10 protein-coding genes are annotated in these 13,281 nt (G+C 41.0%); 7 read left to right on the forward strand and 3 right to left on the reverse strand.

Annotated features, from left to right (window positions below):
• The first annotated feature begins 82 nt into the window (after positions 1-82).
• The 7 genes from yfmF to rny all read left to right on the forward strand — a co-directional run bounded on the left by yfmF (position 83) and on the right by rny (position 8,867).
• Positions 83-1,351 (forward strand): EF-P 5-aminopentanol modification-associated protein YfmF, encoded by a 1,269-nt coding sequence (gene yfmF / locus ACYVRS_RS13665; RefSeq protein ID WP_313510812.1) that lies wholly within the window; start codon positions 83-85, stop codon positions 1,349-1,351.
• Positions 1,344-2,642, forward strand: a complete 1,299-nt coding sequence (gene yfmH / locus ACYVRS_RS13670; protein WP_461198926.1) for an EF-P 5-aminopentanol modification-associated protein YfmH — start codon at positions 1,344-1,346, stop codon at positions 2,640-2,642. Before yfmF ends, yfmH begins: the two co-directional genes overlap by 8 nt.
• Before the next feature lie 369 nt (positions 2,643-3,011).
• The gene (locus ACYVRS_RS13675; RefSeq protein WP_461203563.1) at positions 3,012-3,914 is read left to right on the forward strand and encodes a helix-turn-helix domain-containing protein; all 903 of its coding nucleotides are present in this window, start codon (positions 3,012-3,014) and stop codon (positions 3,912-3,914) included.
• Positions 3,915-4,002: 88 nt separating this feature from the next.
• Entirely contained in the window at positions 4,003-4,584 is a 582-nt protein-coding gene (gene pgsA / locus ACYVRS_RS13680) for a CDP-diacylglycerol--glycerol-3-phosphate 3-phosphatidyltransferase (protein WP_312498806.1), read from the forward strand.
• An 83-nt stretch (positions 4,585-4,667) separates the two neighbouring features.
• On the forward strand, positions 4,668-5,906 hold the full coding sequence (locus ACYVRS_RS13685) for a competence/damage-inducible protein A (RefSeq protein ID WP_313537248.1): 1,239 nt from the start codon (positions 4,668-4,670) through the stop codon (positions 5,904-5,906).
• Between the two features lie 102 nt (positions 5,907-6,008).
• Positions 6,009-7,052, forward strand: a complete 1,044-nt coding sequence (gene recA, locus ACYVRS_RS13690; RefSeq protein ID WP_054116913.1) for a recombinase RecA — start codon at positions 6,009-6,011, stop codon at positions 7,050-7,052.
• A gap of 240 nt (positions 7,053-7,292) precedes the next feature.
• Entirely contained in the window at positions 7,293-8,867 is a 1,575-nt protein-coding gene (gene rny, locus ACYVRS_RS13695; RefSeq protein ID WP_054116914.1) for a ribonuclease Y, read from the forward strand.
• Positions 8,868-8,967: 100 nt separating this feature from the next.
• Here rny and treR read toward each other — a convergent pair whose 3' ends face one another.
• From treR to ACYVRS_RS13710, 3 genes are read right to left on the reverse strand one after another with little or no spacing between them, the layout of a single operon-like run.
• The gene (treR, locus tag ACYVRS_RS13700; protein WP_054116915.1) at positions 8,968-9,684 is read right to left on the reverse strand and encodes a trehalose operon repressor; all 717 of its coding nucleotides are present in this window, start codon (positions 9,682-9,684) and stop codon (positions 8,968-8,970) included.
• Positions 9,685-9,738: 54 nt separating this feature from the next.
• Positions 9,739-10,389, reverse strand: coding sequence for a beta-phosphoglucomutase (gene pgmB, locus ACYVRS_RS13705; protein ID WP_312542306.1), 651 nt, complete (start codon positions 10,387-10,389; stop codon positions 9,739-9,741).
• 11 nt (positions 10,390-10,400) lie between these two features.
• Positions 10,401-13,025, reverse strand: a complete 2,625-nt coding sequence (locus ACYVRS_RS13710) for a glycoside hydrolase family 65 protein (protein ID WP_461203564.1) — start codon at positions 13,023-13,025, stop codon at positions 10,401-10,403.
• Positions 13,026-13,281: the final 256 nt, after the last annotated feature.

Raw genomic sequence — 13,281 nt, forward strand, 5'->3', positions numbered from 1 at the left:
AGACAAACTTTGTTTCAAGGAGAAAACAAGCAGGCTATGCTATAATTGAGAAGATAATCTTTGTTATTAGAAGGGGTGTCATATGACGATCGAGTTAAAAAAAGGCGTCCGGTTGACGGTACTGCCAACAAAAAAGTATAAAACGATTCGTATTTTCGTCCGTTTCACTGCGCCATTGAATGTTGCGCAAACAGCGAAACGGACCTTGTTAACGAGCATGTTGGAAACAACAAGTTTGGCCTATCCAACCCAAACAGCTTTTAGCAGTAAATTGGCGGAATTATATGGCGCTAGTTTTGGTATGAATGTGAATAAGCGAGGCAATCTCCATCAAATCAATGCAGCGATGTCATTGGTCAATGGTAAATATGTAGCTGATCCGACATTGTTTTCAGAAGCGGCAGCGTTTCTTGAACAAGTGCTGTTTCATCCGAATACGCAAGGAGATGCTTTTGACGAGAAAAACTTCACGATCGAAAAAAACAATTTGATCTCATACATGAAGAGTGTAGCAGAAGATAAGCAAGCGTTAGCCTCATTGGCGCTGCAAGAGTTATATTTCGCCAATGATGCGCACCAAAAATACCCGAGCTTTGGACGCCCTGAAGATTTGATCGACGTAACGGCGGCTGAATTATATCAAACGTATCAGGCAATGCTTACTGAAGACCAAATCGATATTTTTGTGATCGGTGATGTAGAAGAAGCAGTGATTCAGACAATCTTTGCACAATTGCCATTTACGGATCGAGCAGATAAAGAAACGGATGTTTTTTATCAACAGCCAGTTGAAAATGTCATTCGCGAAAAAATCGTCAGAGAACCGATTACGCAAGCAAAATTAAACTTGGCCTATCAGACAGGTGTCTATTATGATCAAGAAGACCGAATCGCTTTAATGGTCTTCAATGGACTTTTTGGTGGCTTTCCCCACTCTAAACTGTTTATGAATGTGCGAGAAAAAGCCAGCTTAGCCTACTATGCATCAAGCGCTATTGATACATTTCGCGGTTATCTATCCGTCCAAACAGGCATTGATGGCAAAAACCGCGATCAAGCATTTCAGTTGATTGAAGCACAGTTGCAAAGCTTGCAGCAAGGAGAAGTAACGGCGGAAGAATTAGCGCAAACAAAAGCTATGTTAAAAAATCAATATCTGCTTTCATTGGATAATCCGCAGGCATTGATCGAAACAGCTTACTTGAATCAATGGGTGCCAGGTTCTGAAATGACCGAAGACACATTTATGCAGCGTTTGGAACATGTCAGTATCGCGGATGTCAAGCGATTGGCACAACAAGTGCACCTGCAAGCGATGTTCTTTTTAGATAAGGAGGCAACGCATGAATAAAAAAGTTTATCAGCAAATCAATGAAACACTGTATGAAGAAGTCTTAGATAATGGGTTAACGGTATACTTATTGCCCAAAGCTGATTTTCATAAAACCTATGGTCTATTTAGCACAAATTACGGGTCGATCGACAATCATTTCGGGTATCATCTAGATGACTTGAAACAAGTACCTGACGGTATTGCCCACTTCCTTGAACACAAATTATTTGAAAAAGAAGATGGCGATGTCTTTCAGAAATTTGGTCAGCAAGGGGCTTCTGCAAATGCCTTTACTAGTTTTACCAAAACCAGTTACTTGTTTTCAGCAACAGATCAAATCCAGAAGAATTTGATGACCTTGCTTGATTTTGTCCAAGCCCCTTATTTCACGGAAGAAACTGTCGAAAAAGAAAAAGGCATCATCGGCCAAGAAATCCAAATGTATGATGATGATCCAAATTGGCAGCAGTTCTTTGGGATCATTAAAAATCTATATCCCAAACATCCTCTGCATATCGATATTGCCGGTACTGTGACAAGTATCGCAGATATCACCGCCGAAGACCTCTACCTTTGCTACAATACGTTCTATCACCCTAGCAACATGGTCTTATTTATCGTAGGTAATATTGATCCAGAAGAAACAATGACTTGGATCAAAGAGAACCAAAAAGATAAAGATTTTCCTGAAGCAAAAGCAATCATACGTCAATTTCCATCAGAAACTGCAGCAGATATCATGCCAGAGTCAAGCATGCAGATGCCAGTCACTCGTGCAAAAGGTGTTCTAGGGATCAAAGGTGACCTAGATAAACTGCCGACTGATGGCCGGGAATTGCTGCGCTTCAAAAATGCACTGAATCTGTTATTCCAAATGCTCTTTGGCAATACATCAGCCAACTATCTGCGGTTATACGATGATAGCATCATCGATGATACCTTTGGTTTTGAAGTCAATCTGGATCGCGGCTTTTACTTTGCTGATTTTTCTGGAGATTCTGAAACACCGCAAGACATGCTGGCGGAAATTGAACAGATCTTGCTGGGTATTGGGGAAGATCCAGAGATCAATCAAGCAAATCTTGATTTACTGAAGAAAAAAATGTTGGGTAAATATTTCCAATCGTTGAATTCGCTAGAATTTATTGCCAATCAATTTACCCAAAGTCTGTTTGGCGACACGACACTGTTTGACTTGCCGGAAGTGATCCAATCCATCACCTTAGCAGATGTTAAAGCTGCCGGGCTGTCTTTTGTCGATCCAAAGGCCTTTAGTCGTTTTTATATGTATCCGACAGAAACAAAATGAGCGTTTATTTAGTTGTTGAGTGAAACCCGTTATTTTTGAATATCTTTGACCCACACACTGGATGAAGGCGTAAAGCAGCATCTATGCCCAGTCAAATGTTGGTCAAGATATTCTTTTTATTATGAATAGTTACCATTTTTTATAAAAAGTATTAAATTTTGTTTGCGAGTTGAAGGCAGCGTGATCCATGGGTTTTCTTTTATGGTATTCTTTAAGCATTGGAGTAAAAACTTTTTTCTAGTTTTCCAAAAAAAATCCAGAAAAAAATGTTATATTTAGTAGGCAAGACGGAATCGAAAATAAAGATTCTATTCAATATATGCAAGGATTTTTTGATAAAGATGATTAAAGACTGGAGTAGATGAGCGAGTGGCCCACGAAACAACGATTGGAACGAAATTACGGCAAGCCCGTTTAGATAAAAACATTTCATTGATTGAGTTGCAGCAGATGACCAAAATCCAAAAAAGATATTTGGAAGCAATCGAAGCTGATCAATTTGCACAATTGCCAGGCACCTTTTATGTGCGGGCATTTATTCGCCAATATGCCGCAGCCGTTGGTGAAGATGGGGATAAGCTAGTCGCTGTGTTTGATGGTAAAGATACGTTGGCTGCACCATTGCCAAAACGACCGCAGCCAGAAACTGTGAGCGGTTCGCGAAAAGCCCAACATGTAGCAGAGAAGAACAGTTCTTTTGTTATCCGTTATTTGCCCATGATATTGTTAGGATTGGTTGCGTTGACGATTATGAGTATTGTCGGATACATGGCTTGGCAAGACCGTAATGCCTCCCCCATGATTCAAGGCAGTTCTTCTTTAGTGGTCGAAAACTCTGCATCTGATTCTTCCACTACAACTGAAAGTACCAGTAGTACGACAAACAGTTCTAGTTCGGTGGAATCAACAACTGAGCGTTCTACTGAAAAAGAGATGACCATGACAGCTAGCGACTTTTCCCAATCAGCGATCACGATTGATGTCCAAGACGCAGAATCACCGCTGACATTGACCTTTACTGGCCAAAACGGCCGTTGCTGGATCGGTGTACAAGTAGATGGTGCGTATGTCTATCAATACACGCTGACCGCAGGAGAAACGCAAACGACCACTTTGCCTGAAGGTGCCGATAATGCGGTCCTAACTTTAGGGGCTAGTCAATATGTGACGATTGAAGCAAATGGTCAACCCGTTGATTTTACAGATCCACAATATGAATCATTGCAAAAAACAGTCAACATGACGATCAGTTATGCAGACGTTGCAGAATAAAAAGCATTATATCGCCGACAAATAAGCAGAATTAGTGGCACCTTTGACTGATTTTACGTACAATAGTTGGCAGAGAGGAGTTTATTTCGTGAACTTACCCAATCAACTAACAGTTTTACGTATTTTTATGATCCCGATTTTTATCTTGGTCTTGGTATTGCCTATTGATTTAGGCACATTGACGGTTGGAGAGGTCGTCTTGCCCATTACTCATTTGGTAGCAGCCATTTTGTTTGCTGCAGCGAGTATCACAGATTGGTTAGATGGCAAAATCGCTCGTTCTAGAAATTTGGTAACGAATTTTGGTAAATTCGCTGATCCTTTGGCGGATAAGATGTTGGTCATGACTGCTTTCATCATGCTTGTTGAGCTAGACAAAGCACCAGGATGGGTGGTATCGATCATTATCTGTCGAGAATTAGCTGTGACAGGTTTGCGCCTATTGCTGGTGGAACAAAGCGGTGAAGTCATGGCTGCTGCCTGGCCAGGAAAAATCAAAACAGCCACACAAATGGTGGCGATCATTTTCTTATTCATCAATAACTTGCCATTCGCACTGATTGGTATCCCTGTTGACCAAATCATGTTGTATCTATGCTTGATTTTCACTATTTATTCCGGGGTCGACTATTTTATCAAAAATACAAGTGTCTTTAAAGGCTCAATGTAAGATCGTAAAGTTCAGAAGTTTTCTGAACTTTTTTTGTCAATAAAAACAATCAAGTGCGTACTTGTTTATGAAGGAGCAATAACATGAAAGCAGAAATCATCGCAGTCGGAACAGAATTACTTTTAGGACAGGTGGTGAATACCAATGCGACTTTTTTATCCGAGGAATTGGCCGCACTAGGCATCGACGTCTATTACCATAGTGTGGTTGGAGATAATCCAGACCGTTTGGCAGAAGTACTGGTTACAGCTGAGAAGCGCAGTGAGTTGATTGTGCTATGTGGCGGATTAGGTCCGACAGAAGATGACTTGACCAAACAAGTCGCTGCTCAGCATTTAGGACAAGAACTGGTAAGAGATCCAGCAGGCTATGCGCAACTAGACACATTTTTTAAAACGAGAAAAGGCGTCATGACCGAGAACAATTTGCGACAAACACTCGTCTTCAAAGAGGGAATTGCCTTACCTAATAATAATGGCTTGGCCGTAGGTATATTTTATCAAAATGAAACCCATGCCTACTTATTATTACCAGGGCCGCCGAGTGAGTTGAAGAAGATGGTGTTGGAACAAGCCGTACCATTGTTAAAACAAGCTTTCCCTCAAAAAGAACAGCTGATTTCCCGTGTCTTGCGCTATTATGGGATCGGAGAGTCGGCGCTAGCTGCAGAATTGGCTGATTTGATCGATGAACAAAGCAATCCAACGATCGCACCGTATGCAAAACCAAATGAAGTCACCTTGCGCTTGACAGTGAAGACCACGGTTCCTGAAGAAGGGATCAAGCAACTGGATGAATTGGAAGCGGTGATCCAGTCCCGCGTGGGGACTTTCTTTTATGGATATGGTGAACAAAATTCATTAGTGGAGGTCGTCGTTGATTTATTAAAGACCAAGGGAAAAACAATCACTGCAGCAGAAAGCTTGACTGCGGGATTGTTCCAAGCGACATTAGGCACTGTTCCTGGCGTTTCTGAAGTCTTTCCTGGGGGCTTTGTGACTTATTCAGCCGTGATGAAAAGCAAGCTCTTAGACATCGATCCTGAGCTGCTGGCGCAGTATGGTACAGTCAGTGCAGAATGTGCCGAAGCAATGGCTATGCAAGCACGCCTTGCAGCAGGAACGGATTATGCTGTTTCATTTACAGGTGTAGCAGGACCAGATCCTTTAGAAAATCAACCTAAAGGCACAGTCTGGATCGCACTGGCTTCAGCCTCAGAGGTGAAAAGCGCATGTTATGCGTTTAGCCGTGACCGCGCCTATATTCGGCATAGTGCAGTCATGGCGGGCTTAGATCGAATACGTAAGGAATTATTAAGATAATGCGAATGTTTGTTCGTTTTTTCTTGCAATTTTATGATAGACAGGCTATTATTATCTTATGAATGACACACGAAAGTGATGAATATAAGGGGGATTATCCGTTTGGCAGATGATCGTAAAGCAGCCTTAGATGCTGCACTAAAGAAGATTGAGAAGAACTATGGTAAAGGTGCAGTGATGAAACTTGGAGAGAAAATAGATCAGCAAATCTCTACCATCCCAAGTGGTTCATTGGCACTGGATGTTGCATTAGGTGTAGGCGGCTTCCCAAGAGGTCGGATCATTGAAGTTTATGGGCCAGAAAGTTCTGGTAAGACAACAGTTGCTTTACATGCCATTGCGGAAGTCCAAAAAAATGGTGGAACAGCAGCCTTTATCGATGCAGAGCATGCCTTGGATCCGCAATATGCGCAAAAATTAGGCGTCAACATTGATGATCTGCTGTTGTCACAACCAGACACGGGTGAACAAGGATTAGAAATTGCAGATGCATTGGTGTCCAGTGGTGCCGTGGATATCGTCGTTATCGACTCTGTAGCTGCATTGGTACCACGGGCAGAAATCGATGGCGAAATGGGTGATGCCCATGTTGGGTTGCAAGCCCGATTGATGTCACAAGCACTGCGTAAGTTATCTGGATCGATCAACAAAACAAAAACGATCGCGATTTTTATCAACCAAATCCGCGAAAAAGTCGGCATCATGTTTGGTAATCCGGAAGTAACACCTGGTGGACGGGCATTGAAATTTTATGCAACGATTCGTTTAGAAGTGCGCCGTGCAGAACAATTGAAGTCAGGTACTGATATCATCGGGAACCGGACAAAAATCAAAGTTGTTAAAAATAAAGTAGCGCCACCGTTCAAAGTAGCTGAAGTTGATATGATGTACGGTTTAGGTATTTCCCAAGAAGGCGAATTGCTGGATATGGCAGTTGAACAAGACATCGTCGATAAGAGCGGTGCGTGGTATGCTTATAAAGGTGATCGGATTGGACAAGGTCGTGAAAACGCCAAAAACTATATGCGTGAACATCCAGAAATGATGCAAGAAGTTTCTACGCGCGTTCGGGATGCATATGGTATCGGTACAGGTGAAACGATTGAGATTGAAGAAGGCCAAGATGAATTGCCTTTAGATGAATAATCATCAAAGAAAAAAACCAAACAACGTCGTTGTTTGGTTTTTTGTTCGTCTTCGACTGAAAACAAAGGGTGAATCTCTTTGTAAAAAGCGATTTTTAAAGTAACTTACGTATCATTTAAAGTTGACACTCTTGTGTTCAAACATTAGAATAAACTTATGTGGTTTTCCACATAGCAGTAGACGATTGATAATTTTGTTATCATTTACTTATCAAAACTACAAAATATTTAAAAAGATAGTATGGAGGTGGATTCATTGGAACTACTTTACATTCTCCTCGCTATCATCGGTTTAATTGTCGGTCTTGGATTAGGAGTTTTTGTGACGAAATCTCGTCATGAGAAAGAAATCAACGGCGCACAGAATTCAGCAACTGGGATTATCGAAAGCGCTAAGAAAGAAGCAGAAACTCTCAAAAAAGAAGCATTGTTAGAAGCTAAGGAAGAAAATCAGAAGTATCGGTCAGAAATTGAAAGTGAGTTGAAAGAAAGCAAACTTGATTTAAAATCACAGGAAAATCGGATACTCCAAAGAGAACAAGTTCTTGATCGTAAGGACGATTCTTTGGAAAAACGAGAACGCTCACTTGAAGATAAAGAAGGCAGACTTAGTGAGAAACAACAATTAATTGACGAGCGAGAAAAAGAAGTAGAAAACTTAATCGATGGACAACAGCAAGAGCTTGAACGAATTGCTGCTTTGTCTAGAGATGATGCAAAAGAACTGATCATGAAGTCAACAGAAGAGGAATTAAATCATGAATTGACGATCATGGTCAAAGAAGCAGAGCAACGTGCAAAAGAAGAAGCAGATCGAAAAGCAAAGAATCTCTTGTCATTAGCGATTCAACGTTGTGCAGCTGATCAAGTATCTGAAACAACAGTTTCTGTTGTTTCGTTACCTAACGATGAAATGAAAGGTCGGATCATTGGACGAGAAGGGCGCAATATTCGGACATTGGAAACATTGACTGGTATCGACTTGATCATTGATGATACACCAGAAGCAGTCGTTTTATCTGGTTTTGATCCAATTCGTCGGGAGATTGCACGAATGACTCTTGAGAAATTGATTCAAGATGGTCGAATCCATCCAGCTCGTATCGAAGAAATGGTCGAAAAATCACGAAAAGAAATGGATGAACATATCCGTGAATATGGGGAGCAAGCAGCATTTGAAGTTGGTGCCCACACATTACATCCTGATTTGATCAAAATTTTAGGTCGTTTACGTTTCCGTACGAGTTATGGACAAAATGTCTTGAATCACTCGATCGAAGTTGCAAAATTAAGTGGTGTGCTAGCTGCTGAATTAGGTGAAGATATTCAATTGGCCAAACGTGCAGGTTTACTACACGATATTGGTAAAGCATTGGATCATGAAATCGAAGGTTCTCACGTTGAAATTGGTGCTGAATTAGCGGCCAAATACAAAGAGAATGCGACAGTGATCAATGCGATTGCTTCTCACCATGGTGATGTTGAAGCCACATCAGTCATTTCAGTCTTGGTTGCTGCTGCTGATGCATTGTCTGCAGCTCGTCCAGGTGCCCGCAGCGAATCACTTGAAAACTATATTCGCCGTCTACAAAACTTGGAGAATATCGCCAATAGTTTCAAAGGCGTTGATTCCAGCTTTGCGGTCCAAGCAGGAAGGGAAGTCCGCGTGATGGTCAAACCAGAGGAAATCTCGGATCTGGATGCTGTCCGCTTGGTACGGGATATTCGTAAGAAAATTGAAGATGATCTGGATTACCCAGGCCATATCAAAGTAACTGTTATCCGGGAAACCCGTGCAACAGACTATGCTAAATAGCCAAAAGCGCTAGGACATGATTGCCTAGCGCTTTTTTTTGAAAAAAACGGAAGATCACTTTTGAAGGGATCTTCCGTCTTTTTAATTGTAATGGATTTCTTCAAATTTTTCTTCGTCTAGCAAAATCTACAAAACGGAATTTGTCTAAACGGTGAATGGATTCTGTATACTCAAAGCAACGAGTATCTTCTAAATAGACTAAGCTGCGGACTGTCACAACGTGCTGATCATCTGGATGGAGATCCATTAAATCACGCAATTCTTTATTGACCGGATCAACAGTGATTTCTTTTTGAGCATAAGCAATCTCCAATCCTAGATCATTTTCAAAATAATCATAGATCGAAACTTGTGCGCGTTTTTCCGGTAATACTTGAATAATCGAGGCATCTAAATAGTCTTTGTCTAAAATGACGACTTCACCATCGATCTTTCTTTGGCGAACTAACTTCCAGGCTTCAGCAGCTACCGGCCAGTCTGTGATTTCGTGTAGTTTGGGGGAAACAGCTATTTTTCGAATTTCGACCACTTTGGTTTCACTAGGAATGCGTTGCGTTTCTTGCAACTCTCTGAAGCTGGTTAGGCCAGAGATCGGGAAATCAAAGCGATTGAGATCCAATACAATCGAGCCTTTACCCTGTTTTTTTTGAATATAACCGGCATTACGCAAGAGATTTAGCGCTTTACGGACTGTTTCTCGTGAGACACCATACGTTTGAATCAGTTGATTCTCACTTGGCAGCAAAGTGTGTGGGGGGTATTCTTTGGCCACGATTTTTTGTTCTAAATCTAAGAATATTTCTTTAAACTTATTCATTCGACTGCCTCCTCACAGGTTATTATAGCGAGGCATTTTTGGAAAAGCAATCTGCTATTTTGCCAGTAGATCGTCAATGTTCAACTCTGTCAGTTTTTCGACAATGACATCAGCCCCATGAAGCGCTTCTCCGGAATACACACCCACCGCATACATACCTGCAGCTTTAATGCCATCAATACCCGCTTGTGCATCTTCAAAACCAACTGCTTCAGTAGGTTCGATACCTAATGCAAGTGATGCTTGAACAAAGATCTCAGGATCTGGCTTGCCTTTTTTTAATGTGGCTGGATCAACGATCGTAGCGAAGTCAGACATCACCCCTAATTTATCAAGAATAAAGGGCGCATTTTTTGATGCCGAAGCAATGGCACAAGGGATATTTTTTTCTTTCGCTTGCGCTAAGAATTCTTTGACACCTGGCAATAGATCTTCGGGGGTTAAACTTTGCAGCAATTGGACATATTGGGTGTTTTTCTTTGTGGCTAATGCTTCTTTTTCAATTTCAGTATACGCATCATTTTTGTTGCCTAAAGAGAGGATACGTTCTAATGAATCCATACGACTGATTCCTTTTAATTGTTCGTTGAATTTCAAGTCGATCTCAATACCAATCTCTGCACCCAGTTCTTTCCATGCAATATAGTGATATTTAGCGGTATCGGTAATCACGCCATCTAAATCAAATACAAAACCTTTTTTCATCATGAACACTCCTAATAAGTAATTGTTTGTGGCTCTTGAGGGGACAACTGATACTCTTTGCCTTTAACTAGGATCGTTTCCGGTTGATCCACTGTTATCGTCAATGTTTCATGTGTAACATTGATTTGGTAATGCACACCGCGGATGTGCAATGAGAAGGCCAGCGATGCCCAAGCTTTCGGCAAGTTTGGTGCAATTTGAACAAGTCGCTCTCTAAGATCAATTCCCGCAAAAGTCGTTAATGGAATAAACAATGTTGCAGCCATTACGCCAGCGTGGATACCTTCTGCGGTCGTTCCGCCTTGGATATCACGATAGTCGGAAGACAACGCTTCTTGATACAACGACCATGCCAACTCTTGGTCATCTACCATAGCCGCTAGTTGTGCATGAACGATGCGGGACAGTGTTGATCCATGAGAGGTCCGTTGCAAATAATAGTTGAGATTTTTTTCGACATAGTCACTTGGCAGTTCATAATCCAAATCAGTCAAAATTTGATTGACTTGTTGCTTGGAGAAGTTATAGAAAATCATTAAACTATCTGCTTGTTTGGCTACTTTATAAGAATCAGCACTTTTGCCTTCAGCATTTAAAATGCGATCCATTCGGTAAATATTGCCATAGGTTTTTTTGTAATGATCCCAGTCTAAATCTTCTAATTGGAAGTAGCCTTCGAATTGGGCAATGATTCCATCTGCATCGATTTCTAAACCTAATTTTGTCCGAATGTCGGCCATTGTATTTAGGTCAGCGGGAGTCAACTCTGTTTTTTGCAGAATACCTGTAAAGATGTCTGTATCGATTTCAGCTTGTAAATGATCGATCTCTTCAAACAACCATACCACCATCATATTGGTATAAGCATTGTTTTTCAAGCCACCAATTTCACTGTTCGGATAGTTTTCATGGAATTCATCTGGTCCCATCACCTTATCGATAAAGTAGCGTTGTGCTTCCTGATCCCAGGTTGCTGCACTTTGCCAAAAGTGGGCGATTTCCAGCATCAGTTCTAAACCGTAGTCCGCCATAAACTGTTTGTCTTTGGTGTTATGCCAATATTGCCAAACGTTATAAGCGATAGCTAATGAAACATGGCGCTGTAGGCGGCTGTGATCTTCCTTCCATTCACCACTAATCGGATTCAGGTGCAGTTCTTGAGATTGCTCACTGCCATCTAGTCCGGATTGCCATGGGAACATCGCACCTTGATAGCCGGCTTTTTTGGCATCCGTTTTGGCTGCTGCTAGGCGACGATAGCGGTATCGCAAGATTTCTTTGGCAGTGTCTGGAAAATGAACGATATAGAAAGGCAGAATAAACAACTCATCCCAGAAAATATGACCGCGATAGGCTTCACCATGTAATCCTCGTGCTGTAATACTGGCATCAAGGGAGTCTTGGTAGGCATTCGGTGAAGCAGATACCAAGACATGATACGTGTGCAGATTCAGCATTTTTTGCGACATCAAATCACCTGTGACTTCAATGGCCGCATCTTGCCATAATTGCGCCCATACTTGTTGTGACTCTTGATACATCACATCGAAACGTGGAAGCGCCAATTGGTTCAATGGGCTAGCAGGTTGTTCTTCATTGGAACGATAGGCTGCTACAGTGACTGATTTTTCAAATTGATAGGTGTGTCCTTCTTCAACAGATAGCGGCAAGGACTGCTTCACACCAGTGGCAGTTACGTCAGAGGTTATCTCTGATAAAGAAGCCGAAGCAAATATTTCAGATGATTGAACAACTGTAATTTGAGAATTTGTGGTTTCTGCTACAAGCTGTGCTTTGGCTTCCTCAGCATCTGCAGAACGTACATGTAAGTGTTGATTGGTCAAACTACGGTAACGAGCTACGTTGTAATTGTAAACAGCACCGTCTGCTTCACTAACCAATGTCACATCCCCTGAAAAATTCAGTGGTGTAAATGTGTAAACTAAACTATATTGATGAATATCTTTCATATTCGCGATTTTTTTCGTTTCGATCCGAACGCGTTTTTGCTGTTTGGTTTCAATTTCGGCCGTTGATTGGAATAACCCGGTACGTAAATCCAATGTTCGTTTAAAAGATACAATTTGATTGTGGGCAATATCGATCACTTCATCATCGATCATGATATACATTTTTTGCAGATTAGGTGCATTCACAAAGTCTTCATTGCGAATGGTATGTCCTGCCACATCTGATTCTACTGTATTGTAAAGGCTGGCAATATATAAGCCAGGATAATTTTCGTCGCTGATTGACATTTCCGGTGTGGTTCCACGCAACCCAATAAAGCCATTTCCGACAGTTAGTAATGATTCGACAGAATATTCATCTTTTCCAGGTGTATAGCCGTAATACTCCAATGTCCAAGGAATAGCAGCCCTTTTTTCATCGAATGTTTCCTTAGTTCCACAGACAAAAGGCTGATTTAATTTTTCAGTTAACCATTGGTCAAGCGAAAAGGTGCCTTCTTCATTGGTAAAAACAATTGTTTCTGATATGACGCCACCGGTTTGTGTATCCTTTAAATAAGATGTCAGTTCGGTTACTCGTTCTGATAATGGTCCAGCAAAAGAGGTTGTTTCGCCATGGGCCTCTCGCAGCAACCACTGTTCATTGGACACTGTAATGATGTTCACAGTAGATATCCTCCTTTTAACTTGTCTATACATGCAACATGATTATATCTTATTTTGTAAGCTTTTACAATTTATCTTACTTGTTTTTTTATTTTTTTTAGCTGTCTTTTGAACAAATAAACATTCCGAAGTTATTATTTTATTGTAAAAAAATACTCTTTTTAACGCTGTCATATAAGCTTTATACTAAAAATCAGAAAATGTTTTTAAATTATTCTTGATTTGAAATCTAAAAAAACAGCATGAAACGCTTGCA

The organism is Enterococcus salsurae (assembly GCF_054784955.1).